We start from the raw sequence: 26440 nt of genomic DNA, 5'->3' as shown, positions 1-26440 counted from the left end.
GCCATGCGAGCCGCTACGGTTCCATGGGCGGCATCGGTGCATGCGGCATCCAGCGCCTGAGGATCGCCTCGAGGCTGCCGTCCTCGTGCATCTGCCGCAACGCGCGCTGCCAGCGCACCACGCGCACCACCGACGTCTGCGGGGAGAAGGCGATATAGTAGGCCGAGCGCATGAACGGCGCATGCGCGGTGACATCCTGCGGTTTGAGATCCACGGCGGCGAGCTCGCCAGCCAGGGTCAGGTCCTCGGTAGCGATTAGGTTGACCCGGCCATGCTTGAGCAGGGTCATCATGTGCTTCGAACTGGGCACGCCGTAGAGATTGGTGAACCCCTTGGCACTCAGAGTCTCGAAGGTGTACCACTGCTTGGGCAGCGCCAGAGGTCCGCTGGTTGCGGCCTGCTGCAAGGTGTCGATGCTCAGGTGGCGGGATTTCAGCGAGTAGAAGCTGGTCGTGCCAACCACTATGGGGCCGACCCATTGAAACTTGCCCTCACGCTCGGGCGTACGCACGGTGGAAAACAGGGCGATGTCTTCATCCTGTTGGGCCAGATGGAACGCGCGAGTCCAGGGCGCCATCTCGATCTGTCCACGGTCGCCGGTACGCGCCAGCAAGGCCCTGACCACTTCGACGGAGAAACCACTGGCTTCGCCGTCGCGCATGAAACTCATCGGCGGCGCATCCTCGGTGAGCAGACGCAATTGCGCTGCCGCCGGTGCGCACAGCACCACCAGCACGACACTCAACCATTGACGCAAGCGTTTGCCCATCATGCCCCCTCCCGCTTGCAGCCTAGCAAGTCACACTGCGCAACGCAGCAGCTCACTCGACGCGAAGCAGATCAGCCAGCGCCCTCTCGTCGGCATTGGGAAACCAGCGCCGATAGATACGCTCCAGACTACCGTCCTGGCGCATACCCTGAAGCGCCTGCTGCCAGCGGGCAACACGAGCGGCATCGGTGTGCAGGGAGAAGGCAATGTAGGAGTCGTTGGGCATCAGGTCGAACTGCGCCTGCAACTGTCCGGCATGCATGCCCTGTTCGGCGAGCATGCCATCGAGGGTCAGGGTGTTGGCCAGTAGCAGCTTGACCCGGCCATGGCGAAACATGCGCAGCATGTCCTGCGGGGTTGGCACGCCGTAGAGGTTATCCATATTCCGCTGACTCAGCAGTTCATAGCTGTACCACTGTTTGGGCACGGCCAGGGTGCCGAGTCGGCGCACATCGTCGAGACTGGTGACGCGCAACCCGGCATCCTTGTGCGTGTAGAACCGCGTATAGCCCCGCGCGATCGGCCCAACCCACTGGAACTCGGCTTCACGCTGCGCAGTGCGGACGGTGGAAAACAGCGCGGTATCGGCCTGGTGACGAGCCTGGTGATAGCCGCGTGTCCAGGGCACCAGTTCGATGCGCGCCGTATCACCGGTGCGGCGGATCAGCGCCTCGACAACGGCCACGGCCATGCCGCTCGGCTCGCCGTCCTGCAGAAAGCTGAACGGTCGATAGTCTTCGGTGTACAGCCGCAACTCGGCAGCTGGCAAATGGGCGCCAAGGCTGCCTAGTAACAACAGAACCGCAACCGGGTACTTCAGGTTCATTACGCTATACCGTCAAAGGCACGCCCTACAGCGAATTCAGAGCGTCCGGGGCAGGATCATAAACGCCGGCGCAGTCCATCACCAAGCTTGTGCAGGCGCGGTCGTATCGGCCAAATCCCTGGCGGTCATTACCCGGGGTTCGAGCAGCAGTTGCAGGCGCGAGCTGGCCCGTTCACCGCTCAGAGCGCGCTGCACCAGGCGCACCGCATGGTCCCCCATGGCTTTTGGCTGTTGCAGCAGCAGTGCCTGGATCTGTCCCTCGCGCAGAGCACTGAGCAGCGGCTCGCCCCCGTCGAAGCCGACGAAGTCTACCTGCCCGGCCTTGCCCAGCTGGCGCAGGGCCGCCAGGGTTGCGCGACTGCTGGTGCCATTGGCGCTGAACAGGCCGTCGAGTCTGGGTAATTGCTCGCTCAGGGCCTGGACGATGCGCTGGCGGTCATCGCCCAAATAGCTGTCGAACACTACCTGCAGCCCCGCCGATTGGGCTGCGAGCAGAAAGCCGCGCTCGCGTTCTTCGGTCGATTGCAGGCCGGGGCGCAGGCGCAATACACCGACCCGACCACCGCGCCCGAGACGCTCGGCCAACTGCTGCCCGGCCAACTGCCCGGCAAGAAAGTTGTCGGTCGCCACCAGCGCATAGGCGCCGTCACCGGCGACACTGCGATCGACGTAGACGGTAGGAATGCCTTCGGCGCGCAGAGCGGCGATACGTGTGTCGATGGCGTCGCCGGCAGGTGCGATGATCAGCGCCTTGCAGCCATGGGCAAGAACGTGTTCGATCAGCTGCAGCTGCACCTCGACGCGGCCCTCCTGTGCTGGCCCGCGAGTGTAGAGTTGCAGTTGCAGATCGTCGGCGGTGCGCCTCGCTCCGGCCTCCAGCTCGGCCCAATAGGCCGAGGTGCCGGCCGGCACCAGGCCAATGCAGTCGCGCGCCCAGGACGGCGTCGCCGGCAGGCCCCAGGCGCTCAGCAGCAAGCAAATGAAAGGGATGATTCTCGGCATGTTCGACTCCAGAGCCTCGCCATCACTTTAGCAGCGCCATTGCGCGGCGCGACTCCTGTCGGCAAGCTGTCGGCTCATACTTTTTCACATTCAAAACCGACAGTCGGGCTAGCTCTGGCGCGCCGGGCAGGCGATCATCGGGCTTCCTACGCAGACTCCAGCTACCATGACCGCCACTACCGACAGCCGTACCCCGACGCACAAGCCCCGCCCGTTGATCGATCTGGCGATCAGCATCCTGATTCCCTCATTCATTCTGATGAAGCTCAGTGGCGAGCATCGCCTCGGCGCCGACGGTGCGCTGCTGCTGGCCCTGGCGTTCCCCCTGGGTTGGGGCGCGTTCGAGCTGATCAAGTATCGCAAATTCAACTTCATCGCCCTGCTCGGCCTGATCAGCGTGGCGTTGACCGGCGGCATCGGCCTGCTGCATCTGGATACCCAGTGGCTGGCCGTCAAGGAAGCCGCCATTCCCGGCCTGATCGGCATCGCCGTGCTGGTTTCCACCCGCACCCGCTATCCGCTGATCCGCACCCTGCTGTTCAACAAGACGGTGCTCAACGTCGACAAGATCCATGATCGGCTGGAGCAGGGTGGCCACGTCGAGCATTTCGAAACGCGGCTGATGCGCGCCACCTACTGGCTCAGCGGCACCTTCTTCTTCTCCTCGTTCATGAACTACGTGCTGGCCAAGTGGATCGTGGTCAGCCCGGCCGGCACCGAAGCGTTCAACGACGAACTGGGGCGCATGACCCTGCTCAGCTATCCGATGATCGCCATTCCGTCGATGATCATGCTCATGGCCATTTTCTACTACCTGTGGAAAACCATTCATGGCCTGACCGGGCTGAGCCTGGAGGACATAATGGCCAACACCGGTCAGGAATCGCAGCACTGAGTCGCGCCGACCTGCGGGTCGGCAGCGCTGCACATGTTCGGTCTATCTGCCTACCCGGCCCTGTTCATCTCCGCCTTCGGCGCGGCGACATTGCTGCCACTGCAGTCCGAGGCAGTGCTGGTCGCCCTGCTACTGGCGGGTCAGCATCCGCTCTGGGCACTGCTGCTGACGGCCACCCTGGGCAACGTGCTGGGCTCATGGGTCAACTGGCTGCTGGGGCGTTCGATCGAACATTACCGCGAGCGGCGCTGGTTTCCCGTCAGCCCCGCTCGGCTGCAGCAGGCACAGGCCTGGTATGCCCGTTACGGACGCTGGTCGTTGCTGCTCAGCTGGATGCCGGTGATCGGCGACCCATTGACGCTGGTCGCCGGGGTGATGCGCGAACGCCTGTGGATATTCCTGGCCATCGTCACCCTGGCCAAAGCCGGCCGCTACGCGGTGCTGGCAGCGCTGACCCTGGCGTGGATATGAACGTATCGGAACAATCGCTGACACAACTACAGAAGGGTGCCTGCATGCTTGCCAGTTGAGTAGTTGCGATGGCTCCCTGATACTGCGCAGCGCGCCGCGCGGGCACGATCCGCCAACGGCCGTTGCGAGCGGCCGGCAAGCCGGTGAACAGCCGCCTCGTCAGAGGCATGCGGCCCCACTACCCCGGGCCTGGTGAGCGAGGAATAGCGGTGTCTGTCGTAGAAGCCAAACCCAAACTGAAGCGCAGCGACCTGATCTGGACGCTGATCGGGCTCGGTGCCGTGGTGCTGTCTGGCTTCCTGCTCTACCGCGAACTGCGCAATATCTCCCTGGACGAAATCAAGGGCAGCCTCGAAGCGATCTCTCACATGAACTGGCTGTTGGCCGCTGCCGCCACGCTGGGCGCCTACTGGGCGCTGGCCTGGTACGACCGCATCGCCATCGCCCATCTTGGCAAGAAGATTCCCTGGCGCTTCATCACGCTGTGTTCGTTCACCACCTACGCCCTGGCTCACAACATCGGTGCGTCGGTGTTCTCCGGCGCGGTGGTGCGTTACCGCGCCTATCGCAGCAAGGGCCTGACGCCACAGGAAATCGGCATCCTCATCGTCTTCTGCTCCTTCACCTTCGCCCTCGGCACCCTGCTGGCCAGCGGCTGCGTGTTGATCGCCCAACCCGATCTGATTCACCGGGTGGCCAATATCACGCCGCTGGTCTCGGTGATCATTGGCAGCGTCCTGCTGAGCCTGGTCGGTCTTTACGTGCTGGGCTCCTGGCGCCAGTTCAAACCCTGGACCCTGGGCAAGCTGCACGTGGAATATCCGCGCCTGCCTATCGTCAGCCGCCAGTTGCTGGCCGGCCCGCTGGAGCTGCTATGCGCGGCGGCGATCATCTATTTCGCCCTGCCGGCCGACAATCACCCCGGCTATCTGGTGGTGCTCGGCGTCTTCCTCGCCTCCTTCTCGCTGGCCCTGCTGTCCCATGCGCCGGGTGGTCTGGGCGTGCTGGAAGTGACCTTCCTGGCTGCCCTGCCGGAAATTCCCGCGGCCGACGTACTGGCTGCGCTGATCGTGTTCCGCGTGTTCTATCTGCTGCTGCCCTTCGCCCTTTCACTGCTGGTGGTGCTGGGCTTCGAATGGAGCCAGTGGAAGGAAAAACAACGCGGCACCCATCTGCCATCCTGACGACTCGCCGCCACCGCAGCACTGGCATAGAATACGCGGCCATTTTTGCGGCCCTGCGTTTCCATGTCCTTCTCTACGCCCGCCCGCGCCTGCGGCATCGACTTCGGCACTTCCAACTCCACCGTCGGCTGGCTGCGTCCCGGCCAGGACAGCCTGCTGCCCCTGGAAGACGGCAAGATAACCCTGCCCTCGGTGATCTTCTTCAATACCGAGGAACGCCGCCCGGTATACGGTCGTCTGGCGTTGCACGAGTATCTGGAAGGTTACGAGGGGCGCCTGATGCGCTCGCTGAAAAGCCTGCTCGGCTCCAAGCTGCTGAAAAGCGAAACCACCGTGCTGGGCAGCGCCCTGCCCTTCAAGGACCTGCTCGGGTTCTTTATCGGTGAACTGAAAAAACGCGCCGAAGCGCAGGCCGAACGCGCCTTCGAGGAAGTGGTGCTGGGCCGCCCGGTGTTCTTCGTCGACGACGATCAGACGGCCGATCAGGAAGCGCAGAACACCCTGGTGGCCGTGGCGCACAAGCTCGGTTTCAAGGAGGTGTCGTTCCAGTACGAGCCCATCGCCGCGGCCTTCGACTACGAGTCGAGCCTGGCGCGCGAGGAGCTGGTGCTGATCGTCGACATCGGCGGCGGCACCTCGGACTTCTCCTTGGTGCGCCTGGCGCCTGAGCGTCATCAGCTGGCCGAGCGTCAGGACGACATCCTCGCCACTGGCGGCGTGCACATCGGCGGCACCGATTTCGACAAGCAGCTGTCGCTGGCCGGGGTGATGCCGCTGTTCGGCTACGGCAGCCGGATGAAGAGCGACGCCTTCATGCCCACCAGCTACCACCTCAACCTGGCCACCTGGCACACCATCAACGCGCTGTACGCACAGAAAACCCAGCTGGCGCTACAGAACATGCGTTACGACATCGTCGACGCCACCGGCATCGACCGGCTCTTTGGCCTGATCGAACAACGCGCCGGGCACTGGCTGGCGATGCAGGTGGAAGAGAGCAAGATCGCCCTCAGCGAGCAGGAGGCGCGCGCCATCGACCTGTCGCGCGTCGAGCCGGGCCTGGTCGCCGAGCTGACCCGCCCGCTGTTCGAGAACGCCATCGAGCCGCTGCTCGAGCGCATTCGCGCCAGCCTCACCCAGCTGATGGCCGATGCCGGCATCGCTGCCGATCAGGTCGATACTCTGTTCTTCACCGGCGGCTCCAGTGGCGTGCCGGCCCTGCGCCAGAGCGTAGCGGCGATGCTGCCCAACGCGCGCAGCGTAGAAGGCAATACCTTCGGCAGCATCGGCAGTGGCCTGGCCATCGAGGCGAAGAAGCGCTACGGCTAAGGCTGGCGCCATTCTGTTTCCAAATGTGCCCGTGCGCCACGGCGCCGGTCACAGGGGCTAGGTTTACCCGGTGTTCAATCAGCCTACCGGGTGATCGCCATGCTGAAGAAACTGCTGCTCGTTGCCACCGCGCTCGGCCTGCTACTCGCCGGCCCCTTCGTCCAGGCCCATCATGGCTGGAGTTCCTATGATGCGGACCAGCCTCTGACCCTGGAAGTGCCGCTGCAGAGCGTCAACTATCGCAACCCGCACGCCGACGTGAGCATCGAACACGACGGGCGCACCTGGCAGGTGATACTCGCCCCGATCAGCCGCCTGCAGTCACGCGGCCTGCCGGAAGCCGACCTGACGGAGGGCAAGACCGTGACCATAGTCGGCTATCCACGCAAGGACGGTACCGCGGAGATCCGCGCCGAACGCATCATCATCGATGGCCGCACCATCGAACTCAGGTAGATGGACAGCCTGATCGCCTGGACGGCCTGGCTGGAAGCCTCGGCCCTGGGCGAGCAGATGCGCAGTTCGGCGCTGCTCTATCCGCTGTTCAACTTGTTGCACCTGCTTGGCCTGGTGCTGCTGCTTGGCCCCATGCTGCTGCTCGACGCGCGCTTGCTCGGGGCCGGCCGCGCCTTCTCCCTGCCGGCCGTGTCGCGGGCGCTGACGCCGTTGGCGGTGGCAGGCCTGTTATTGCTGATAGGCAGCGGTATCTGCCTGTTCGCCGCCGACGCCGGACCGCTGGCAGTCGACCGTCTGCTGCAGCTCAAGCTGCTGCTGATCGTCATGGGTATCGGCAACGCCCTGTTGTTTCGCCACCTATGGAGTACGCGGCTGAGCGAATGGGACAGGCGCGCGCCACTGCTCGGCCGAATTCAGGCGGCACTGTCGCTGCTGCTCTGGCTACTGGTGATGAGCCTCGGTCGCCTGTTGGCCTACTTCTAGGGCGGCGTGCGCTGTTTGGGCGTTGCGTTTAAAAACTCCCAGCGTTGGCAAGACTGCTTCAAAAATGACCTGTTATCCTGCGCGCCTTCGCCCCCTCGAACAGGAACGCCCCGATGCAAGCCCAGCTGAAAGAATTGATAGCCAAGATTAGCTCCGGCTGCCTGAGCGAGGACGAGATCACGCGCATCGCCGACGAGGCGGCGCAGGCCTATGCCGATCCCGCCGCCTTCCTCGCCGCCAACCCGGACGTCAACTACGATGACGACTTCCCGATCCCGTTGGGCGAATGGGTGGTGATCGGCAGCCTGCCGGATACCGTGCTGTTCCAGGCCGACAGCTATGAAGAGCTGTTCCAGCGCATCACCGAGTCCTTCGGACCGCAGGTGCAGTTCGTGCTCAAGGCCAAGCAACTGGCCAAGACCGAGCCGCTGAAGGCGCTTAACCGCATCCAGGTGCAACTTTCGGCGCTGTCGCCGGAAACCGGTGGCTATACGCTGGTGGATATCAGCGAGCCACTGGACGATGAACTCCAGGCAGTACTGGTGTACACCAGCGACCTGCCACGCGTGATGGAGCTGGCGGTGGAAGTGGGCATCTACGCGGCACCAGCGCTGGAAGCCTTGCAGGCAGCGCAAGACGAGGCACAGGCGTAGCCCGCTCGGCTGCAAAAGAAAAAGGGGCCCGAAGGCCCCTTTTCTTTGCCGGCAGCTGTAATCGACTCACGGCCCGTACAGGGTTTCCGGCAGCCAGAGCGCAATCTGCGGAAAGGCCAGCAGCAAGCCGAGACCGATGATCTGCAGCACGATGAAGGGAATGGCAGCCTTGTACAGGTCGTAGATGGTGATCTCGGGTGGCGCCACCGAGCGCATGTAGAAAAGGTTGTAGCCAAACGGTGGCGTCAGATAGGCCGACTGCATGCTGACGATGAACAGCACCGCGAACCAGATGGTGTCGAAGCCGAGAGACTCGACGATCGGCACGAACAACGGCACCGTGATGAAGACAATGGCGAAATCGTCGAGGAACATGCCTAGCACGAAGTAGCAGGCCAGCATCATGATGATGACCCACATTGGCGACACGTCGGCATCCTGGATGATGTCCTGCAACATGAAGCCCGCATCGAGGCCGATGTACACCTTGCTGAAGAAGATCGCCGCGATGGTGATCCAGATGAGCATCCCCATCAGACGAGTGGTGCTGATCAGCACGTCCTTGAGCATCGACCAGCTCAGCGTGCGGTAGATGGCAGCGCAAACGATCGCACCAAAGGCGCCGATGGCCGAAGCCTCGGACGGCGCAGTGATCCCGGAGATGATGCAGTAAAGCACGGTCGTGATAAGCGCCCCCGGCAGGATCAGAGCCTTGAGCGACTTGAGCTTGTCGAGCGCACCGATGCGCTGCTCCTGCGGTACGGGCGGCGCCAGCGAAGGATTGATACGGCTGCGGATGAGGATGTAAAGGATATAGATGCCGGCCAGCATCAGCCCCGGCATCAGGCCTGCGGCGAACAGCTTGCCGACTGACTCCCGCGCCAGGAAGGCGTACAGGATCATCAGCACGCTGGGCGGTATCAGGAAGCCCAGCGCGCCGCCGGCCATGATGGTGCCGGTCACCAGTCGCTTGTCATAACCGCGCTTGAGCATGGCCGGCAGCGCGATCACCCCCAGGCTGACGGTCGCGGCGCCGGACACACCAGCCATCGCGGCGATCAGTGCGCAGATGATCACGGTACCGATACCGAGCCCTCCGGGGATCTGGCCCATCAGCTTGTTCATCATCTCGAACAGGTCGTCGGTGATACCTGATCGCTCCAGCATCAATCCCATGAAGATGAACAAGGGCAGCGCGACCAGCAGGAAGTTGTCCATCGCATCGAAGGAGCTGATGGCCAGCAGTTCGAGGCCACCGGTGCCCCAGAGAAAATAGGCGAACACCACGCCTACACTGAGCAGTGACCAGGCCAGCGGCGCCCCGAGCATCAGCATGATGAACATGGCGCCGAACATGCCGGCGGTCACGAGTAGCGGATCAAGTTCTGTCACCTTGAATTCCTTTGTAAACCTTGCGTTATCGGGCGTCAGTGCGCCCCGGGGTTGGGCCAGGTACGGATGGATCGACACGCGCCCGCAGGTGCGGCGACGCGGACCGGAGCATCGATAGCCGGCAGAGGCACGGCCCTGGCTGATCCGGTATCGGCCTTCAGGCTTTCTCGGGTGTCAGGTTGAAAGCTACACGCAGATCCCGAATCCAGTGCGCAAAGCTTTGCAGCAGCACCAGGCCGACACCCAGCGGCAACATGGTCTTGAACGGGTAGATCGGCACGCCCCAGGTACTCTTCGATGACACCTCCTGGCTCTGCCAGGAATCCAGCGCGAACTGGCAGGCGATGTAGAAGAACACGCTGAAGATCACCAACATCACGCCACCAGTGATGACATCGAGAGCCGCACGGGTGCGTAATGTCAGCACGTGATAGATCACCTCGCTACGCACGTGAGCCTGGTGCCGGTGGGTATAGGCGCCGGCCAGGATGCAGAAGGTGCCGTAGAGCATGGTGGTGCTTTCGTGTGCCCAGGAGGTCGGGCTGAGGAAAAAATAACGAGCTGCGATTTCGTACAGGAGGACGCCGATCATGGCAAGGCACATCCAGGAGATGGCCTTGCCAGTGAATTCGGATATCCCGTCGATTGCATCGAGCAAGCGAGATATCCCCGTCATCAGGCTCTCCCGGTAGCCTTGGCGGCTTCCTTGAGGATGTCGATGGCTTTCTTGTTACGCTCGGACTTGGCCGCTTCCTCTTCCCAGATGACCTCTGCGGCCTTGCGCAGACGGGCAGAGTCTTCCGGCGGCAGCGCGCTCATCTCGAAGTGGCCGGTGGTGGACGCATCGATCGAGCCGCTGACCATCCAGGTGTGCATCTTGCTCGCGTGACTGGCGTAGCCCAGCTCGATGCACTTGCGCTGCTCGTCGGTCAGCCCTTTCCACTTGTCCATGTTGACCAGCATCTGGTCGGTATAGCCCGGGCTGACCATGTTCAATGCCGTGTAGTACTTGGCCGCTTCGAAGAGCTTCATCGACAGGTACTCGTTGGTACCGGCGTAGATGACACCGTCGATGGTGCCGGTGCTCAGGCCGACATAGAGTTCGGAACCGGGCAGGAACACGGTCGGGATGTCGAACTGCTGGAGGATTTTCGCCACGCTCGGGGTCGCGCGGATCTTCATCTTCTTGAGGTCGTCCAGGCTCTTCACCGGCTGCTTGGTCAGCAGGTCGAAGGGGCCACCCATGATCGGGCCAAGATAGTGGACGTTGTGCTCGGCGTAGGCTTCGCGGATCAGGCCGATCAGGCCCTTGGTCTCCATCACGTACATGGCTTCGTCGTAATTGGTCCAGGCGCCCGGCAGGCCTGCCTCGATCGAAGCGATATCCAGCTGGCCCGGCCAGTAACCGGCGTAGCCCTGGCACATGTCGATGGTGCCCTTGCCGACGGCCTGAAACATCTCTGCGTCCGGTACCAGCGAGCTACCGGTGTAACGACGGATGCGCAGCTCGTTGTTGGAGGCGACCTTCACGTCATCGACGAAGGCGTTGAAAATGTCGTTGGCCTCTTTGCCCCAGTAGGTCTGCATACGCAAATTGACGGCGGCGTTGGCGAACGTGGCGCCCATCGCCAGAGGGGCGGCGGCGAGTCCGGTTGCGGCGGTCTTGATCAGATCACGTCTTTTCATGTTTGAGATGCTCCATTCCGTGTTATCTGTTATCAGTCTTATCGTTTTTATGAAAAACCTGGAGGCTGATACTTTGGCGTTCTATCTCCAGCGTAGCGACAGACAAGCGACCTCCGCTTATCTGTTTGCGACGAGCGCCGCCCTGGTAGAGCGCCTGCGCCAGCTTGACGCAGCGCTTCGTCCGTGACGACCTATAGCACCCCGCGCAGCGCCTTGTCGAACAACGCGCTGTATTGGCTGGCCGAATAGACGATGGGGTTGGTGCCGGCCGAGGGGTCCACCTCGGCCATGCGCCCGACCTGCTCGATGCGCGCATCGTCGATGCCGATCTCGCCCAGGCTGTGGGCGATACCCACTTCGCTGCGCAGCGCCAGCACCCACTCAAGCACCGCCTCGAAGCCGCTGCCCGGCAGTGCCAGGTAGCGCGCCATCTTCTCCATCTGCGGCTCGATGGCGCCGCGGTTGGCCACCAGCACGTACGGCATCAGTACCGCATTGAGCAGACCGTGATGGGCGTCGTACAGCGCCCCCAGTGGATGGGCCAGCGCGTGCATCGCGCCGAGGCCACGCTGGAAGGCGGTGGCACCCATGCTCGAGGCCACCAGCATCTGCAGCCGCGCCTCGACATCGGTGCCCTGACTGACCGCACGCGGCAGGTACTGCTGCACCAGGCGCATGCCTTCCAGGGCGATGCCCTCGGCCATGGGATGGAACAGCGGTGAGCAGAAGGCCTCCAGGCTGTGCGACAGCGCGTCCATGCCGGTGGCGGCGGTGATCTTCGCCGGCAGGCCGACCGTCAGTTCCGGGTCGAGAATCACCAGCGCCGGCAGCATGCGCGCGTGGAAGATGATGCGCTTGATATGCGCCGCCTCGTCGGTGATCACCGAGGCGCGGCCGACTTCCGAGCCGGTGCCGGCGGTGGTCGGCACCGCCACCACCGGCGCCATGCCGGCGACATTGACCCGGCTGGCATTGTCGCCGACGTCCTCGAAATCCCACAGCGGCCGATCCTGGCCGACCATCAGGGCGATGGCCTTGCCGGCATCCAGCGCCGAGCCGCCGCCGAAGGCGATCACCCCGTCATGCCCGCCGGCCTTGAACGCGGCCACACCGTCCAGCACGTTGGCGCCGGTGGGGTTGCCCTTGATCGCCGAGAACAGCCCTGCGTTCAAGCCTGCATCGCGGCACTGACGCAGTGCCGCGTCGATCATCGGCAGTGCGGCCAGGCCGGGGTCGGTACACAGCAGCGGAGCGCGCATGCCGAGCTGGCGGCAGGCCTCGGCCAGCTCGCTGATACGGCCGACGCCGACGCGCATCGAGGTGGGGTAATTCCAGTTCATGCGGTACTGATCGAGAGTCATTGCGCGCCTCACAGCTGAGTCTTGAAGTGGAAGGATTTCGGCCGGGTCAGCTGCTCGTAGCCGACCCTTGAGAGGGTGCAGCCGCGCCCGGAGTGCTTCACGCCGGTCCAGGCCAGCCCCGGGTCGAGGTAGTCGCAACGGTTGAGAAACACCGTGCCGGCCTCCACCCGATCGGCCAGGGCCATGGCAGCATCGACGTCGCGACTGAAGATCGCCGCGGTCAGACCGAACTCGCTGTCGTTCATCAGCGCCAGCGCCTCCTCGTCGTTGGCGACCTTCTGAATACCCACCACCGGGCCGAAGGACTCTTCGGTCATCACGCGCATTTCATGGCTGACGTTGGTCAGCACCTGCGGCGCCAGATAGGGCGTACCCGGCGCATCCAGGGGAAACTCGGCCGGGTCGATATGCGCCCTGGCGCCCTGGGCGACCGCCTCGGCGATCTGCGCGCGGACGAAATCGGCAGCGTCGGCCCGCACCAGCGGGCCCAGGGTGGTCTGCGGGTCGTCCGAGCGCCCCAGCTTGTACTGGCGCACCAGCCCCACCGCCTGCTCGACGAAGGCGTCGTATAGCGACTCGTGCACGTAGATGCGCTCGATGCCGCAGCACGATTGGCCGGAGTTGAAGAAGGCGCCGTCGATGGCGGTTTCCACCGCATGGGCCAGGTCGGCGTCGGCGCGCACATAGGCCGGATCCTTGCCGCCCAGCTCCAGGCCGACGCTGATGAAGCGCCCGGCCGCCGCCCGCTCGACCATGGCCCCGCCCGGCACCGAACCGGTGAAGGCGACGTGGTTGATGGTCGGCGCGCGAATCAGCGCTTCGGTCTCGCCGTGGCTCAGGTGCAGGTACTGGAACACGCCTTCAGGCAGGCCAGCCTCGGCAAAGGCCTCGACCATGCGCTCGGCGCACAACGGAGTCTGCGCCGAGTGCTTGAGCAATACCGCGTTGCCCGCCAGCAGTGCCGGCATCACCGCATTCACGGCGGTCAGGTAGGGGTAGTTCCAGGGCGCGATGACCAGTGCCACGCCCAACGGCTCGCGGCGGATGAAGCGGGTGAAGCCGGGCTTGTCCGGCAGGCGGATATCGGCCAGCGAACCCTCGGCGATATCGGCCATATGCGTGGCGCGCTCGACTAAGCCGCGGATCTCGCCGGCAGCGTAGCGGATCGGCCGGCCCATCATCCAGCACAGCTCCTCGGCCAGCTGGCTCTCACGTGCGGCGAAGGCTTCGATGGCGCGCCGGCCGATGGCGATGCGCTCACGCAGCGGCGTGCGTTCCCAGGCCTGTTGCGCCAGCTCGGCCTTGGCCAGCGCGGCCTGGATCTCGGGGTTGGAGGCCAGGTGACGCTCGACGTAGACCGAGCCGTCGATGGGGGAAATGCATTGCAGTTTGCTCATTAGGTGCTCCACGAATCCTGCCTTCGTAGCCCGGATGCAATCCGGGGACACTCGACGAAAAGCCGCCCCGGATTGCATCCGGGCTACGGGAATGGGGAATCAGATGATTTCGAAGTAGCGATCCAGCTCCCAGTCGCTGACATGGCGGCGGTACTCGCGCTCTTCCCATTCGCGGCTGGCGGCGAAGTGCTCGACGAAGGCATCGCCGAACAGCTCGCGCGCCGCCTGCGAGCCCTTCAGGCGCTGCGCCGCATCCCACAGCGTGCGCGGCAGCGCCAGCTCCTCGGGGTGCTTGAGCGCATAGGCGTTGCCGCTGACCGGCGCGGTCGGCTCCCACTGCTGCATGATTCCGTACAGGCCCGAGCCGATGGCCACCGACAAGGCCAGGAAGGGATTGCCGTCGGCGGCGCCGAGGCGGTACTCCTGGCGCTGCGACTTGTCGCTGCCGGGGATCACCCGCAGCGCCGCGGTGCGGTTCTCCACCCCCCAGGTGGCGTCGGTGGGTGCCCAGAAGCCGGGAATCAGACGCCGGTAACTGTTCAGCGTCGGCGCCACCATGCACAGGAATTCCGGCATCAGGCGCTGCTGCCCGGCGAGGAAATGCCGCTGCAGCTTGCTCATGTTGTGCGCCTGATCGGGATCAAAGAAGGCCGACTTGTCGCTGGCACGGTCGCGCAGCGACACGTGGATATGCCCGCTCTGCCCCGGATACTTGCCCGACCATTTGGCCATGAAGGTGGCCATCAGCCCGTTGCGCTGGGCCAGCACCTTCATGAAGGTCTTGAACAGCGCCCCCTTGTCCGCCGCCGCCTCGGCGCGGTCATAGGCGATGGCCGCCTCCAGCACGCCCGGCCCGGTCTCGGTGTGCAGACCCTCGATGGGAAAATCCATCGCCTCGCCCATTTCGAGGATCTGGTGATAGAGCTCGGCGTGCACCGAGTTGCGGATCATCGAGTAGCCGAACCAGTCCGGGGTGAACGGCTTGAGGTCGCGAAAGCCCTTGGCCCGCGCCGACTCCGGCGTTTCGTCGAACATGAAGAACTCGTACTCCAGGGCCGCATAGGGCTCGAAGCCCATGGCCTGGCAGCGTTCGATCACCCGGCGCAGGGTGCCGCGCGGGCACACCGCCTCGGCCTGCTGATCGAACTCGGCGAGAAACAGCAGCATGCCGTTCTCGAAGGGAATCTCGCGACAGGTATGCGGCAGGATGCGCACCGGCGCATCGGGGTAGCCGCTGTGCCAGCCGGTGTACTGGGTGTTGTCGTAGAGCTGATCCTTGACGTCCCAGCCGAGCACCACGTCGCAGAAGGCGAAGCCGTGCTCGAGGGCGGAGAAGAACTTGCTGCGGCTCATGTACTTGCCGCGCATCACCCCATCGTTGTCGAACAGACCGACCTTCACGTGGCTCAGGCCACGTTCCTCGACGATGCGCCGGGCCTCGCCGACGGTCTTTACATCCCGTGGTTTGAACATGCTAACCCCTGTGTCTTGTTGTTATGGCAAGCGGGTCAAGCGCAGAGCTGGGCATTCATGACTGGCCTGGCAGGGCCGACAACGCAAGAGCGCAGCACGACGCTTGGTATAGCGTCCGTTTCAGGCTCATAGAGTGTGGTACAGGATTACCGGGATGGCAGGCAAGCGGAGGGAAAAATCTGCCTGACGCGATACAGCGGCTTAATAAAGCCGCGCCCGTACCGCCAGGTACGGGCGCTCCGACTCAACGGCCTCAACCGCGATAGGGCGCTCCGGCCTTGGCCATCAGCGCGTTGTACTTCTTGAAGATATCCACCACCTTGGCGCAGCGCGGGCTGGTCTTGGCGATCTCGTCCCAGAACTTCTGCGCTTCGGCCTCCACCGTGGCCCATTCTTCGGCCGGGATGGAGGTCAGCTCCAGCTTGCCGCCTTCCACGCGCAGTTGCGCCTCGCCGCCCCAGTACCAGTGTTGGCGATAGTAGTTGGAGCTGTCCATGCACAGATTGAACAGGGTCTTGAGGTGCTCCGGCACCTCGGCCCATTTGTCCGAGTTGGCGAAATAGGAGCCGATCCAGGCGCCGGAGATGTTGTTGGTGAGGAAGTACTTGGTGACGTTGGCCCAGCCCACCGTGTAGTCCTCGGTGATGCCGGACCAGGCGATGCCGTCCAGCTCGCCGGTCTGCACTGCCACCTCGACATCTTCCCAGGGCAGGGTCACCGGGATCACGCCGAAGCGCGAAAGGAACTTGCCGGCGGTAGGGAAAGTGAAGATGCGTTTGCCCTTGAGGTCATCGAGCTTTCTGATCGGCTGCACCGTGGCGAAGTGGCAAGGGTCCCAGGCACCGGCGCCGAGCCAGGTCACACCCTTGACCTCGCCGTACGCCTCGGCCCAGATCTCGTTGAGCCCGTACTGCTCGAACAGCACCGGCACGTCGAGGCTGTAACGGGTGGCGAAGGGGAAATAACCACCGAACACCGAGACGTCCACCGGTGCGGCGATGGAGTCGTCGTCGCTCTGCACCGCGTCGATGGTGCCGCGCTGCATGGCGCGGAACAGCTCGCCGGTGGGCACCAACTGGTCGGCGAAGTACAGCTTGATCTCCATCTGGCCGTTGGCAGCCTTGTTGAAGGCGTCGATGGACGGCTTGATCACGTGCTCGGCCAGCGCCGCGCCGGCGTAGGTCTGCAGGCGCCAGGTGATCTTCTTCGGCTCGGCGGCGTAGATGTGCGCCGAGCCCAGGGCAGCGGTGCCGACCGCGGCGGTTTTCAGGAAATCGCGTCTCGTACTCATGCTGGTCTCTCCAATAGTGTCGATGCAGATGCAATACAACCGCTCATTGCCGCCGCGGCATCGCGACAGCCTTGCCAGTGACCGGCAGGCGCCGGCTCGACTGCTGGCGCGCGGGGCGCGCCGATTTCCTTTGATCAGCCGCCGTAGTGCAGCTGCGGCAACCACAGCGCCAGCTGCGGGAAGACCATGACCAGAGTCAGCGCCAGGACCATGATGATGACGAAGGGGATGACCGAGACGTAGATGTCGCGCAGGGTCACTTCGGGCGGTGCCATGGCGCGCATGAGAAACAGGTTGTAGCCGAACGGCGGCGTCATGTAGGCGATCTGACAGGTGATGGTGTAGAGCACGCCGTACCAGACCAGGTCGAAACCCAGAGCGCCGACCAGCGGAATATAGAGAGGCGCGACTATCACCAGCATGGCGGTGTCATCGAGGAACATGCCCATCAGGATGAACGACAGCTGCATGATGATCAGAATCTGCCAGGGCCCCAGGTGCAGGCTGTCGACGAAAAAGTTCTCGATCGCCCTGACCGCGCCGAGGCCGTCGAACACCGCACCGAAGCACAGCGCGGCGAGGATGATCCACATGAACATGCAGCTGATGGCCAGCGTCTTGCGCAGCGTTTCCTCCATCACCTTGCCACTGAGGCGCCCCTTGAACAGCGCTGCCAGGGTCGCCGCCGCCGCGCCGACCGCCGAGCTTTCCACCAGGCTGGTGTAGCCCAGCAGGAACAAGCCGGTCATGGTGAAGAAGATGAACAGCGGCACCAGCCCGGCGCTGAGCAGGCGCAACTTCTCCGGCATGCTGATCTGCTCGCGCTCGGCCTTGGCCAGCGGCGGGCCCATGTGCGGCTGCAGGCGGCAGCGAATGGCGATATAGAGCATGAACATGCCGGCCATCATCAGCCCGGGTATGGCCCCGGCCAGCCAAAGCTGACCCACCGGCTGGCGCGCGATCATGCCGTAGAGCACCAGCACCACGCTGGGCGGAATCAGAATCCCCAGCGAACTGCCGGCCTGGATCACCCCGGTGATCATGATCTTGTCGTAGCCACGCCTGAGCAGCTCGGGCAAGGCGATGCTCGCGCCGATGGCCATGCCGGCCACGCTCAGACCGTTCATCGCCGAGATCGCCACCATGAGGAAGATGGTGCCGATGGCCAGGCCGCCCGGCAGCGGTCCCATCCACACGTGGAACATCTTGTAGAGGTCTTCGGCGATGCCCGACTCGGAAAGCATGTAGCCCATGAACACGAACATCGGCAGGGTCAGCAGCGGGTACCACTTCATCAGTTTCATCGCCGCGCTGAAGGCCATCTCCGAGCCGCCGTCGCCCCACAGCAGCAGGGCCGCGGCGGCTGCGACGAAGCCGATGGCGCCGAACACGCGCTTGCCGGTGAGCAGCAGCAACATCATCGAGGAGAACATCAACAGCGCGATCAGCTCGTAGCTCATCACAGGGTCTCCCCACGGGCGGCGTAGAAATCCTTGAAGAAGGTGGCGATGGCCTGCAGCAGCATCAGGGCGATGCCGAAGCACATGATGATCTTGATCGGCGCCATGTAAGGCGACCAGGCCGAATAGCTGGTCTCCTTGTATTCGATGGCGTAGTCGGTGGAGGAAATGCCGCCGACCAGCAGCATCACCAGGTAGAAGATCAGCATGAACACGGTGATGGCATCGACCACGGCGCGGGTGCGTGGCGACCAGCGGCTGTAGGCCAGGTCCATACGCACATGGGCGTCGAGTTGCATCGAGTAGGCGCCGCCGAGCAGGAAGTAGGCGACCATGAGGAACTGGGCGCTTTCCAGGGTCCAGATCGACGGGGTGAAGAAGGTCTTGCTGATCGAGGAATACAGCAGCACCGCCAGCATGGCGAAGATCAGGTACATGGCGAAACGCCCGACCCTCAGGTTGAATGCGTCCACGACCCGGACGAACGCTCTAATGCCGTTGCGCATGCAGTTTCCTGCTGTTTTTGTTCGTTATCCCGTCAGCCTAGACGAAGATTCGCCAAAGCCAACCGCCCCGCCGAGCCATAGCAGGAAACGCGCCACCCCTTAGCGTCTGGAACTTCAACGAACAAAATCAAGCACTTGGAAAGTGCCGCGCTAGAGCCTCAGCGCTGCAAAAAGGCGATCAGCACTGCAACGGTGCGCTGCGCGTCCTCTTCCTGGGGCACATGGCCAAGGTCATCGAACAGCACGCGCTGGCTGCCCGCGATATCAGCGGCGAAGCGCTCGGCATTGTCCGGAGGAATAAGCCGGTCACGCGCCCCCCAGATGATCAGCGTGGGTAGTTGCAGCTCGCCGATACGCTCATGCAACTCGCCGCTGGGGGCCTGAGCGAAGCGCTGGCGCAAGGCCTGGCGGTTCCCCTCGCGCAACGTCAGTTGGTAGTAGCGCTCGACCAGTTCATCGTCGACTTTGTCCGGATCGCCATAAACGTTGCGCACGCTCGACTCGATCATGCTCCGCGGCAACAAGCGGCTCATCAGCGGCGCCAAGGCCGGGATACCTGCCAGGCGAAAGCCTATCGGTACCGACTCGGCGTTGCGCGGATAGCCGGCCGCGTCCACCAGCACCAGACGTGCGCTACGTTCGGGATGGGCCAGGGCAAAGCGCCAGGCCAACTGGCCGCCGAAGCTGTTGCCGACCAGCACGACACGCCTCACCTGCAGGTGATCGAGCAGGGCGAGGAGAAACGCCGTGTAGTGCTCGACGTGGTAATCGCCATTGGGGAACGGCCCGGTGAGGCCGAAACCGGGCAGATCCAGGCTGATCACCCGGCGCCGTGGGGCCAGTTCGTTCACCCAGCCTTCCCAGGTATGCAGGCTGGCCGACGTGCCGTGCAGCAGCAGGATCGGTTCGGGGTCATCGCGTCGTCCCTGATCACGAAGATGCACCGACATTCCAGCGATATCGACGAACTGCGAGGGCGGTGGTGCCCAGCGTGCCTTGAGCTCGCCGACGGGACGGTCCGGCGCCCAGTTGAGGACGACGAAACCGGCAAGGCTCAGCCCGAACACCAGCAACAGACCGAGCAGCACATGGGCGAGGCGTTTCATCGATGCAGTCCTGAACGGAGGGGAAGCGCGATGCTAGCCAGACACTCCAAACACGCCTATCGCCCGGAAGAGGGAATTACCGGGAAGAGCGATCAGAACCCCACCAGCAGCATCCAAAACGGCAGGGATATCGCCGCCAGCAGCGTGGAGAGGGAAATCGCCGCGCTGACGCTACGGCTGTCTTCAGCCGTGCGGGCAAAGGCCATCACGTTGACTCCGCTGGGGCAGGCGGCGAGCAGCACCAGCACGCTGCGTGCGGTCTCGTTGAGGCCGGGAAGCTGGCCGCTGAGCCACCAGACCAGCGCCGGGAACAGCAGCAGTTTGGCCGAGGCCACGCCCCAGGCCTCGCCGGTCGGACGCAGGCGATAGCGCGACAGGCTGGCGCCGAGCACGATCAGCGCACAGGGCAACGCAGCCTGACCGAGCCAGGTGATTGCCCGCCACAGGCTTTCCGGCACCTGCAGTCCAGACAGGTTGAGTAGCGCTCCCAACTCCAACCCGATGATCATCGGGTTGGCCAGGTTCTTCAGCAGCGCCCGGCCGTCGACACGCTCCTGGCTGCCAAAGGCGGCGTAAAAGCTGTGCAGGGAAAACAGCGTAAGGCTGTGGAACACCAGGATGGCGAAGACGTAGAGCAGGCCGTCGTTGCCCATCAGGCTGGCAATCAGCGGGATGCCCACCAGCACGTTATTGGAGAAGGCCGCCACCAGGCCCAGCGGCGTCGCCGTACCGCGCCGCCAGTGTGCCAGCGCATTGACCAGCGCGAACACCAGCAGCACCGGTAGGTAGTAGGCCAGCAGCAACACCGGCGACAGCCCCTCGGCAAGCGAGGCCTTGGCGATGCCGGCAAACAACAGCGTCGGCATGAACAGCTTGAAGGTGATGTTGGCCAGGCCGGCCGCCGACTCAGTGGTGAGCCACTGCCGCCAGCCCAGCAGGTAGCCGAGAACGATCAGAGCGAAGATCGGCAAAATGGCCTGTGCCGCGAGCATGGCTGAACCTGCCTCCTGGGTAGCGCTTAAGCGGACGGATCGAGCTCGACCCGCGGGGGTCGCCAAGCATACGCGTGCCGAACGGTCAGCGCGATGCCTCGCGGAACATTCGCCGCTGCGCTTGACATCAACCTGTAAGCCCCGAGATAGAGCGTCCCGCTCAAGTATTGAGGGGATCGATTTTCACTATCAGACCAGTCAAGTTTTTATCTGCGCGCATGTCCTGAAGAATTGACTCCGAAGCCACTTATTACTCCCTACGGAGACATCGACATGAAAGCGCAACTGACTCTCGCCGCCCTGGCCTTTAGCCTGATGACCACCAGCGTATTCGCTGCCTCGAGCGGTGCCCCTTTCCCGCTGGTAGGTGAAGCCAAAGACAGCCAGGTGCAACTGCAACCCGTCGCACCGCTGGCCGAGAATGGCTCGGAGCGCACTCCCGGCGCCAAGCGCATCCAACTGGTCGAAGGCGGCTATGAGCGCACCCCGGGCGCCCAGCGTGTTCAACTGGCCGAAGGCGGTTACGAGCGCACCCCGGGCGCACAGCGCGTTCAGCTGGCCGAGGGCGGTTACGAGCGCACCCCCGGTGCCAAGCGCGTTCAGCTGGCCGAGGGCGGCTCCGATCGCCTGATCGAGCAGCACGGCCGCACGGCTTAAGCGCTATTGCAACACCCACAAGCCCGGCAAAAGCCGGGCTTTTTATGTTCGCCATCGGATCAGCCGAGTGGCTCATGCCATCCCGGCATGGGGCAGACGGTAAAGCCAGATGCGCCGCAGCACGGTCGCGAACTGCCCCCACAAAGTGCCGCAGTTGTAATGCTGGCCATAGCGCTGGGCAATCAGGCGCACCTCACGCGCCAGCTCGGCATAGCGCCGCGCCGGCAGGTCGGGGAACAGGTGATGCTCGATCTGGTGGCTGAGGTTGCCGGTGAGGATATGCAGCAGCGGGCCACCGGACAGGTTGCTGGAACCGCGTAGCTGACGCAGGTACCAGTGCCCGCGCGTCTCCCCCTCCAGTATTTCAGGTGCAAATACCGCCGCCTTCTCGGTGAAGTGACCGCAGAAGATCACCAGAAAGGTCCACAGATTGCGCAGCAGATTGGCCACCAGGTTGCCGCTCAGTACGGCCAGTGCATTGGCGCCGAGCAGAAGCGCCAGCAGCGGAAACGCCAGATAGTCCTTGCCCCATTGCCGCATCAGCTTGGCGCCGAACCGACGTGCCAGCGGCCGTACCTCCTCCTTGCTGATACGTCCCTTGACCAGCTTGTCCAGGCGCAGGTGCTGAATGGCCACGGCGTACTGGAACAGCAGCGCCTGAATCGTCACCCACAAGGGCTGCCAGCGATAGAACGGCTTCCAGCGCTGCTCGGGGAACAGGCGCACAACGCCGTAGCCGACGTCGTCGTCCATGCCCAGCACGTTGGTGTAGGTGTGGTGTACGTGGTTGTGGGTGTGTCGCCAGAAATCGGCCGGCCCGACGATGTCCCACTCGTACCGGCGACCGGCGAATTCCGGGTCGTTCATCCAGTCGTACTGGCCGTGCATTACGTTGTGGCCCAGCTCCATGTTCTCCAGGATCTTGCCCAGGCCCAGCAGCAGAGTGCCGAGCAGCCAGGTCGGCGGGAACCAGCCGAGCATCAGCAGCGCGCGACCAGTCCAGCAGCACCCGCGAACGGCCGCGCGTACGCGGCGAATGTAGCGTGCATCGGCCTCGCCCAGATCGGCCAGGGTGCGCCGGCGCAGGGCATCCAGTTCCTGGCCGAAGGCTTCGAGTTCGGCGGGGCTCAGCTCACGGTCAAGGCGGGTCGTCACAGGTCGATCTCCACATCCCCATGCGGGGCGCTGACGCACAAGCGAATGGGTTGATTGGGTTCGGCGAACAGCTCGCCGCTACGCAGATCGCGCACCGTGCCGGCCAGCAGCAGGCAGGTGCAGCTGGTGCAGATGCCCTGACGACAGCCATGAGCCGGGCGCAGCCCGCTGGCCTCGGCCTGCTCCAGCAGACTGGCATTGCCGTTGCCCGAAACCTGCTGGCCGCTGCGCGCGAAGCGCAGATGAACCTCGCCGGTATCGGCCTCGGCCAGCACCGGCAGCGGGCTGAAGCTTTCCGCCTGCAGGCTGGCCCCGCGCCCGGCATCGCGCCACCAGCCGCACGCCTGCTCGACGAAACCACGCGGACCACATATCAACAGGTGCTCGCCCGGCAAAGCCTCCAGCTGTGCGGCCGTCAGGCGGCCACCCGCCTCACCGCTGAAGGCCCAGCGCACCTGCAAGTTGGCATGACGCGCCGCCAACGCCTGCAACTCCTCGGCAAAGGCCTGCTGCCCCTGGCGACGCACCTGATGCAGCAGCGTCACCGGCGCAGCGAAGCCCCGCGCCAGCGCGTCACGCAGCAGACCCAGCAAGGGCGTGAGGCCGCTGCCGGCCGCCAGCAACAGCACGGCGTCCTGCTCCTGCGGCCAGACGAAATCGCCGAAGGCCTGGCCCAGCTCGATCACTTCGCCGACCGCAAGATGATCGAGCAGCAAATTGGACAGGCGTCCGCCCGGCTGGCGCTTGATCGCAAGTTCGATGCGCCCGTCGGCCGTCACCCTGGTCAGGCTGTAACTGCGCCCGTGGCGCACACCGTCCTGTTCCAGATAGAGCTGAACGTGTTGCCCGGCTCGCCAGTCACGCGCATTGCCGTTGCAGCGCAACTCGATTGCCAGCATGTCGTCGGCCACCCAACGGCGTGCCTCGACCTGGGCGAACACGCGATTGAGGCGTAGCGCCGGATGCAGCAGACGCAGGCACAGGTCGACGTCCGCCTCGCGCAGCCAGCCGGACGCACAGAGCCGGCGCAGCGGTTGCAGGCCGCGCGCGACATTCCGTGCCAGCGCCAGGGAAAGCAGAGCCATAAATCGATTCCAGTGAACACTTGTGCACAAGGCTGACAGAACCGCCTTATCTCAGTCAACAGTTGTTCACTGAAAGCTGCCCGGCATGGTTCGACGCTGGCGCCGCGCATTTGCTAGAGTGCGGCATCGCTCAACGACCCGATCTCGCATGACGCCACGCGCCGAACAGAAGCAGCAGACCCGCCAGGCCCTGATGGAAGCCGCGCTCACCCTGATGGAGAGCGGCCGCGGCTTTGGCAGCCTGAGCCTGCGCGAAGTGACCCGCGTCGCCGGCATCGTGCCCACCGGTTTTTATCGCCATTTCGCCGACATGGACGAGCTGGGCCTGGCGCTGGTGGCGGAGGTGGGCGAAACCTTCCGCGCGGCGATCCGCCAGGTGCGTCGTCACGAGTTCGAGATGCGCGGCATGATCGACGCCTCGGTGCGCATCTTCCTCGCCGAAGTGGCCGCCAACCATGGCCAGTTCCTGTTTCTGGCCCGCGAGCAGTACGGCGGCTCGCAACCGGTGCGCCAGGCCATCGCCGCCCTGCGCGAACGCATCACCAGCGACCTGGCCGCTGACCTCAAGCTGATGAACCGCATGCCGCAGCTCGACGATGCCGGCCTCGACGTGGTGTCGGATCTGGTGGTAAAGACGGTGTTCGCCACCCTGCCCGAACTGATCGACCCGCCGGCGGAGAATCTGCCGGCGCACCTCAGCGCCGAAGCCAAGATCATCCAGCAGCTGCGCTTCATCATGATCGGCGGCAAGCACTGGCTGGGCCTGGGCAAGCCCTCCGAATAGCACGCACCACAAGCGTGCGCACGCAGCGAAAACGCACCAAATAAATCCTGACCGCTTCGCCAAGTTATCCACAGAGCGCCTGAACGCCCCGTCCTGCGCCACTCTTCGGCCTTGGCAAGCCACTTGCACTATTTCCGGGCACATTGCCCCGGAATAGATACGCATGCTGGTGATCCACACCCGAATCGCGCCGCAGGCTGCTGCGGACGCCGAACTGGAACTGACCTTCGAAGCCCGCAGCAAAAGCCGCCTGCGCTGCTTCACCACGGCAGGCGAGGAGGTCGGCCTGTTCCTCGAACGCGGCCAACCGGCACTGGCCGATGGTGAGTTTCTGCAGGCCAAGGACGGACGCATCGTGCGCGTGCGCGCCAAGCCCGAGCCGCTGCTGCATGTCACCTGCGCCAGCCCCTTCGAGCTGATGCGCGCCGCCTATCACCTGGGTAACCGCCATGTCGCCCTGCAACTGGGCGACGGCTGGCTGCGCCTGCCCGACGACTACGTGCTCAAGGCCATGCTCGAACAGCTCGGCGCCACCGTCGAAGCCATCCAGGCGCCCTATCAGCCCGAGCAGGGCGCCTATGGCGGCGGTCACCATCACTCCCATCACGGCGACGAGGAGTTCAACTACGGCCCGCGCCTGCACCAGTTCGGTGTGCGCAAGTGAGCCAAGCGACGTCGCCCGCGCGTATCGGGGTCTGCTCATGAAACCGGCCTGGGCCCTGCTGCGCCTGGCCAGCCCGCAGCTACCCATCGGCGGTTACAGCTACTCGCAAGGCCTGGAGTGGGCCATCGACAGCGGCCTGATCCAGGATGCCGACGCCGCCGAACGCTGGCTGGCCGATCAGTTGACGCTCAACCTCGCCCGCTTCGAAGCGCCGCTGCTGCTGGCTCACTGCCGCGCCGCGCACGAGTGCGACTGGCCGCGCCTGCAGGAACTGGCCGAACGGCACCGCGCCAGCCGCGAAACCCGCGAACTTGCACTGGAAAGCCGGCAGATGGGCTACTCGCTGCGGCAACTGCTCGAAGGCCTGCCCGAGCTGGACGAGGCCGCACGCGAACTGCTCGCAAGCCATCACGAACCGGGCCTGGCCCTGGCCTGGGCGCTGGCCGCACGCGCCTGGCAGATCACCCCGGACGATGCCCTGGCCGCCTGGCTCTGGGGCTGGCTGGAAAATCAGCTGGCCGTCCTGATGAAGGTGCTGCCGCTGGGCCAGCAGGCCGCCCAGCGCCTGACCAGCCGCCTGTTGCCAACGCTCGAGGCCGCCCAGCAGCAGGCCGCCAGCCTTTCCCCCGAACAATGGGGCAGCGCCGCTTTCGGCCTGGCCCTGACGAGCATGGCGCACGAGCGCCAGTACTCGCGTCTCTTCCGCTCCTGACGAGGAACATCAGCACATGAACAGCCAACCTCTGCGAGTCGGTATCGGCGGCCCGGTCGGTTCCGGCAAGACCGCCCTCACCCTGGCCCTGTGCCGCGCCCTGCGCGAGCGCTACAACATCGCCGTGGTCACCAACGACATCTACACCCAGGAAGACGCCCAGTTCCTGGTGCGCAACGAGGCCCTGGAGCCCGAGCGCATCATCGGCGTGGAAACCGGCGGCTGCCCGCACACCGCCATCCGCGAGGACGCCTCGATCAACCTGGAGGCCGTGGAACAGCTCAACCGCCGCTTCCCCGGCCTGGACCTGATCATCGTCGAGTCCGGCGGCGACAACCTGTCGGCCACCTTCAGTCCCGAGCTGTCCGACCTGACCCTCTACGTGATCGACGTATCGGCCGGCGACAAGCTGCCGCGCAAGGGCGGCCCGGGCATCTGCAAATCCGACCTGCTGGTGATCAACAAGGTCGACCTGGCGCCCATGGTCGGCGCCTCGCTGGAAGTGATGGAGCGCGACACCCTGAAGATGCGCGGCGACAAACCCTTCGTCTTCAGCAATCAGAAAATCGGCCAGGGTCTCGACGAGATCATCGCCTTCATCGAACGCCAGGGCATGCTCACGGCGGCCTGATTCCACCTCAAGGAGATCCA

Annotated in this window: 29 protein-coding genes; 13 read left to right on the top strand and 16 right to left on the bottom strand. The window is 64.4% G+C overall.

Features of this window, described 5'->3' with window-relative positions:
- Positions 1-13 precede the first annotated feature (13 nt).
- The 3 genes from GYB81_RS00230 to GYB81_RS00220 form a co-directional block, all read right to left on the bottom strand.
- A complete protein-coding gene (locus GYB81_RS00230) occupies positions 14-772 on the bottom strand; it encodes a substrate-binding periplasmic protein (RefSeq protein WP_161864776.1) in 759 nt (252 codons plus the stop codon).
- Positions 773-821: 49 nt separating this feature from the next.
- Positions 822-1595, bottom strand: coding sequence for a substrate-binding periplasmic protein (locus GYB81_RS00225; RefSeq protein WP_161864775.1), 774 nt, complete (start codon positions 1593-1595; stop codon positions 822-824).
- A 78-nt stretch (positions 1596-1673) separates the two neighbouring features.
- Positions 1674-2597: a substrate-binding domain-containing protein gene (locus GYB81_RS00220; RefSeq protein WP_161864774.1), complete on the bottom strand. Its 924-nt coding sequence runs from the start codon at positions 2595-2597 to the stop codon at positions 1674-1676.
- Between the two features lie 166 nt (positions 2598-2763).
- Between GYB81_RS00220 and GYB81_RS00215 the strand changes: the two genes are divergently transcribed.
- The 7 genes from GYB81_RS00215 (at position 2764) to GYB81_RS00185 (ending at position 8068) form a co-directional block, all read left to right on the top strand.
- Entirely contained in the window at positions 2764-3492 is a 729-nt protein-coding gene (locus GYB81_RS00215) for a VC0807 family protein (RefSeq protein ID WP_161864773.1), read from the top strand.
- A gap of 33 nt (positions 3493-3525) precedes the next feature.
- Positions 3526-3963 carry a YqaA family protein gene (locus GYB81_RS00210; RefSeq protein ID WP_161864772.1) on the top strand — a complete coding sequence of 146 codons (438 nt, stop codon included), beginning with the start codon at positions 3526-3528 and terminating at the stop codon, positions 3961-3963.
- Between the two features lie 209 nt (positions 3964-4172).
- Positions 4173-5147, top strand: coding sequence for a lysylphosphatidylglycerol synthase transmembrane domain-containing protein (locus GYB81_RS00205; protein ID WP_161864771.1), 975 nt, complete (start codon positions 4173-4175; stop codon positions 5145-5147).
- A 63-nt stretch (positions 5148-5210) separates the two neighbouring features.
- Positions 5211-6476, top strand: coding sequence for an Hsp70 family protein (locus GYB81_RS00200; protein WP_161864770.1), 1266 nt, complete (start codon positions 5211-5213; stop codon positions 6474-6476).
- Between the two features lie 99 nt (positions 6477-6575).
- Complete coding sequence (locus tag GYB81_RS00195) at positions 6576-6932, top strand: DUF6152 family protein (protein WP_161864769.1); 357 nt, start codon at positions 6576-6578, stop codon at positions 6930-6932.
- Positions 6933-7415 carry a hypothetical protein gene (locus GYB81_RS00190; protein WP_161864768.1) on the top strand — a complete coding sequence of 161 codons (483 nt, stop codon included), beginning with the start codon at positions 6933-6935 and terminating at the stop codon, positions 7413-7415. It begins immediately after the preceding gene.
- Positions 7416-7528: 113 nt separating this feature from the next.
- Positions 7529-8068 carry a hypothetical protein gene (locus tag GYB81_RS00185; RefSeq protein ID WP_161864767.1) on the top strand — a complete coding sequence of 180 codons (540 nt, stop codon included), beginning with the start codon at positions 7529-7531 and terminating at the stop codon, positions 8066-8068.
- A gap of 66 nt (positions 8069-8134) precedes the next feature.
- Here GYB81_RS00185 and GYB81_RS00180 read toward each other — a convergent pair whose 3' ends face one another.
- From GYB81_RS00180 to dctP, 3 genes are all read right to left on the bottom strand, one after another.
- Entirely contained in the window at positions 8135-9460 is a 1326-nt protein-coding gene (locus GYB81_RS00180) for a TRAP transporter large permease (RefSeq protein WP_161864766.1), read from the bottom strand.
- A 157-nt stretch (positions 9461-9617) separates the two neighbouring features.
- Positions 9618-10136 carry a TRAP transporter small permease subunit gene (locus GYB81_RS00175; protein ID WP_218573847.1) on the bottom strand — a complete coding sequence of 173 codons (519 nt, stop codon included), beginning with the start codon at positions 10134-10136 and terminating at the stop codon, positions 9618-9620.
- A complete protein-coding gene (gene dctP, locus GYB81_RS00170) occupies positions 10136-11146 on the bottom strand; it encodes a TRAP transporter substrate-binding protein DctP (protein WP_161864765.1) in 1011 nt (336 codons plus the stop codon). Before dctP ends, GYB81_RS00175 begins: the two co-directional genes overlap by 1 nt.
- On the opposite strand from dctP, the gene GYB81_RS00165 reads away from it, so the two are divergent.
- A complete protein-coding gene (locus tag GYB81_RS00165) occupies positions 11145-11333 on the top strand; it encodes a hypothetical protein (RefSeq protein WP_161864764.1) in 189 nt (62 codons plus the stop codon). The genes dctP and GYB81_RS00165 overlap by 2 nt on opposite strands.
- A gap of 4 nt (positions 11334-11337) precedes the next feature.
- Here the strand turns inward: GYB81_RS00165 and GYB81_RS00160 are convergent, their stop codons facing one another.
- The 8 genes from GYB81_RS00160 to GYB81_RS00125 form a co-directional block, all read right to left on the bottom strand.
- Positions 11338-12507, bottom strand: coding sequence for an iron-containing alcohol dehydrogenase (locus GYB81_RS00160; protein ID WP_161864763.1), 1170 nt, complete (start codon positions 12505-12507; stop codon positions 11338-11340).
- An 8-nt stretch (positions 12508-12515) separates the two neighbouring features.
- Entirely contained in the window at positions 12516-13904 is a 1389-nt protein-coding gene (locus GYB81_RS00155) for an aldehyde dehydrogenase family protein (RefSeq protein ID WP_161864762.1), read from the bottom strand.
- A 99-nt stretch (positions 13905-14003) separates the two neighbouring features.
- Positions 14004-15377, bottom strand: a complete 1374-nt coding sequence (locus GYB81_RS00150) for a glutamine synthetase family protein (protein ID WP_161864761.1) — start codon at positions 15375-15377, stop codon at positions 14004-14006.
- 253 nt (positions 15378-15630) lie between these two features.
- Complete coding sequence (locus GYB81_RS00145) at positions 15631-16668, bottom strand: TRAP transporter substrate-binding protein (protein WP_161864760.1); 1038 nt, start codon at positions 16666-16668, stop codon at positions 15631-15633.
- 134 nt (positions 16669-16802) lie between these two features.
- A complete protein-coding gene (locus GYB81_RS00140; RefSeq protein ID WP_161864759.1) occupies positions 16803-18128 on the bottom strand; it encodes a TRAP transporter large permease in 1326 nt (441 codons plus the stop codon).
- On the bottom strand, positions 18128-18634 hold the full coding sequence (locus GYB81_RS00135) for a TRAP transporter small permease subunit (protein ID WP_161864758.1): 507 nt from the start codon (positions 18632-18634) through the stop codon (positions 18128-18130). Before GYB81_RS00135 ends, GYB81_RS00140 begins: the two co-directional genes overlap by 1 nt.
- A gap of 158 nt (positions 18635-18792) precedes the next feature.
- Positions 18793-19740, bottom strand: a complete 948-nt coding sequence (locus GYB81_RS00130; protein ID WP_161864757.1) for an alpha/beta fold hydrolase — start codon at positions 19738-19740, stop codon at positions 18793-18795.
- A 92-nt stretch (positions 19741-19832) separates the two neighbouring features.
- Positions 19833-20732, bottom strand: coding sequence for an AEC family transporter (locus GYB81_RS00125; RefSeq protein WP_161864756.1), 900 nt, complete (start codon positions 20730-20732; stop codon positions 19833-19835).
- Positions 20733-21005: 273 nt separating this feature from the next.
- On the opposite strand from GYB81_RS00125, the gene GYB81_RS00120 reads away from it, so the two are divergent.
- Positions 21006-21389, top strand: coding sequence for a hypothetical protein (locus tag GYB81_RS00120; RefSeq protein WP_161864755.1), 384 nt, complete (start codon positions 21006-21008; stop codon positions 21387-21389).
- Positions 21390-21461: 72 nt separating this feature from the next.
- Here the strand turns inward: GYB81_RS00120 and GYB81_RS00115 are convergent, their stop codons facing one another.
- Together GYB81_RS00115 and GYB81_RS00110 are read right to left on the bottom strand one after the other, a co-directional pair.
- Complete coding sequence (locus GYB81_RS00115) at positions 21462-22544, bottom strand: fatty acid desaturase family protein (protein WP_161864754.1); 1083 nt, start codon at positions 22542-22544, stop codon at positions 21462-21464.
- Positions 22541-23629, bottom strand: a complete 1089-nt coding sequence (locus GYB81_RS00110; protein WP_161864753.1) for a ferredoxin reductase — start codon at positions 23627-23629, stop codon at positions 22541-22543. The genes GYB81_RS00115 and GYB81_RS00110 overlap by 4 nt, the downstream gene beginning before the upstream one ends.
- A 148-nt stretch (positions 23630-23777) precedes the next feature.
- On the opposite strand from GYB81_RS00110, the gene GYB81_RS00105 reads away from it, so the two are divergent.
- The 4 genes from GYB81_RS00105 to ureG all read left to right on the top strand — a co-directional run bounded on the left by GYB81_RS00105 (position 23778) and on the right by ureG (position 26420).
- Positions 23778-24413, top strand: a complete 636-nt coding sequence (locus tag GYB81_RS00105; protein ID WP_003246868.1) for a TetR family transcriptional regulator — start codon at positions 23778-23780, stop codon at positions 24411-24413.
- A 163-nt stretch (positions 24414-24576) separates the two neighbouring features.
- The gene (gene ureE / locus GYB81_RS00100) at positions 24577-25077 is read left to right on the top strand and encodes an urease accessory protein UreE (protein ID WP_161864752.1); all 501 of its coding nucleotides are present in this window, start codon (positions 24577-24579) and stop codon (positions 25075-25077) included.
- A 37-nt stretch (positions 25078-25114) separates the two neighbouring features.
- Positions 25115-25789, top strand: coding sequence for an urease accessory protein UreF (locus GYB81_RS00095; protein WP_161864751.1), 675 nt, complete (start codon positions 25115-25117; stop codon positions 25787-25789).
- Positions 25790-25805: 16 nt separating this feature from the next.
- Positions 25806-26420 carry an urease accessory protein UreG gene (gene ureG / locus GYB81_RS00090; RefSeq protein ID WP_003246865.1) on the top strand — a complete coding sequence of 205 codons (615 nt, stop codon included), beginning with the start codon at positions 25806-25808 and terminating at the stop codon, positions 26418-26420.
- Positions 26421-26440: the final 20 nt, after the last annotated feature.

Source organism: Pseudomonas yangonensis (genome assembly GCF_009932725.1).
In the GTDB taxonomy this organism is placed as follows: Bacteria; Pseudomonadota; Gammaproteobacteria; order Pseudomonadales; family Pseudomonadaceae; genus Aquipseudomonas; species Aquipseudomonas yangonensis.
The sequence above is the reverse complement of the archived record's forward strand: the minus strand, read 5'-3'. Positions and strand labels throughout refer to the sequence as shown.

Bases quoted from the DNA above. Each gene is read 5' to 3' on its own strand.
- GYB81_RS00200 (WP_161864770.1), top strand. From the start codon at position 5,211: ATGTCCTTCTCTACGCCCGCCCGCGCCTGCGGCATCGACTTCGGCACT.
- GYB81_RS00210 (WP_161864772.1), top strand. From the start codon at position 3,526: ATGTTCGGTCTATCTGCCTACCCGGCCCTGTTCATCTCCGCCTTCGGC.
- GYB81_RS00155 (WP_161864762.1), bottom strand. From the start codon at position 13,904: ATGAGCAAACTGCAATGCATTTCCCCCATCGACGGCTCGGTCTACGTC.
- GYB81_RS00120 (WP_161864755.1), top strand. From the start codon at position 21,006: ATGAAAGCGCAACTGACTCTCGCCGCCCTGGCCTTTAGCCTGATGACC.
- GYB81_RS00095 (WP_161864751.1), top strand. From the start codon at position 25,115: ATGAAACCGGCCTGGGCCCTGCTGCGCCTGGCCAGCCCGCAGCTACCC.
- ureG (WP_003246865.1), top strand. From the start codon at position 25,806: ATGAACAGCCAACCTCTGCGAGTCGGTATCGGCGGCCCGGTCGGTTCC.
- GYB81_RS00185 (WP_161864767.1), top strand. From the start codon at position 7,529: ATGCAAGCCCAGCTGAAAGAATTGATAGCCAAGATTAGCTCCGGCTGC.
- GYB81_RS00190 (WP_161864768.1), top strand. From the start codon at position 6,933: ATGGACAGCCTGATCGCCTGGACGGCCTGGCTGGAAGCCTCGGCCCTG.
- GYB81_RS00145 (WP_161864760.1), bottom strand. From the start codon at position 16,668: ATGAGTACGAGACGCGATTTCCTGAAAACCGCCGCGGTCGGCACCGCT.
- GYB81_RS00140 (WP_161864759.1), bottom strand. From the start codon at position 18,128: ATGAGCTACGAGCTGATCGCGCTGTTGATGTTCTCCTCGATGATGTTG.
- GYB81_RS00230 (WP_161864776.1), bottom strand. From the start codon at position 772: ATGATGGGCAAACGCTTGCGTCAATGGTTGAGTGTCGTGCTGGTGGTG.
- GYB81_RS00215 (WP_161864773.1), top strand. From the start codon at position 2,764: ATGACCGCCACTACCGACAGCCGTACCCCGACGCACAAGCCCCGCCCG.
- ureE (WP_161864752.1), top strand. From the start codon at position 24,577: ATGCTGGTGATCCACACCCGAATCGCGCCGCAGGCTGCTGCGGACGCC.
- GYB81_RS00110 (WP_161864753.1), bottom strand. From the start codon at position 23,629: ATGGCTCTGCTTTCCCTGGCGCTGGCACGGAATGTCGCGCGCGGCCTG.
- GYB81_RS00165 (WP_161864764.1), top strand. From the start codon at position 11,145: ATGTTTGAGATGCTCCATTCCGTGTTATCTGTTATCAGTCTTATCGTT.
- GYB81_RS00195 (WP_161864769.1), top strand. From the start codon at position 6,576: ATGCTGAAGAAACTGCTGCTCGTTGCCACCGCGCTCGGCCTGCTACTC.
- GYB81_RS00125 (WP_161864756.1), bottom strand. From the start codon at position 20,732: ATGCTCGCGGCACAGGCCATTTTGCCGATCTTCGCTCTGATCGTTCTC.
- dctP (WP_161864765.1), bottom strand. From the start codon at position 11,146: ATGAAAAGACGTGATCTGATCAAGACCGCCGCAACCGGACTCGCCGCC.
- GYB81_RS00130 (WP_161864757.1), bottom strand. From the start codon at position 19,740: ATGAAACGCCTCGCCCATGTGCTGCTCGGTCTGTTGCTGGTGTTCGGG.
- GYB81_RS00225 (WP_161864775.1), bottom strand. From the start codon at position 1,595: ATGAACCTGAAGTACCCGGTTGCGGTTCTGTTGTTACTAGGCAGCCTT.
- GYB81_RS00175 (WP_218573847.1), bottom strand. From the start codon at position 10,136: ATGACGGGGATATCTCGCTTGCTCGATGCAATCGACGGGATATCCGAA.
- GYB81_RS00220 (WP_161864774.1), bottom strand. From the start codon at position 2,597: ATGCCGAGAATCATCCCTTTCATTTGCTTGCTGCTGAGCGCCTGGGGC.
- GYB81_RS00150 (WP_161864761.1), bottom strand. From the start codon at position 15,377: ATGTTCAAACCACGGGATGTAAAGACCGTCGGCGAGGCCCGGCGCATC.
- GYB81_RS00105 (WP_003246868.1), top strand. From the start codon at position 23,778: ATGACGCCACGCGCCGAACAGAAGCAGCAGACCCGCCAGGCCCTGATG.
- GYB81_RS00160 (WP_161864763.1), bottom strand. From the start codon at position 12,507: ATGACTCTCGATCAGTACCGCATGAACTGGAATTACCCCACCTCGATG.
- GYB81_RS00135 (WP_161864758.1), bottom strand. From the start codon at position 18,634: ATGCGCAACGGCATTAGAGCGTTCGTCCGGGTCGTGGACGCATTCAAC.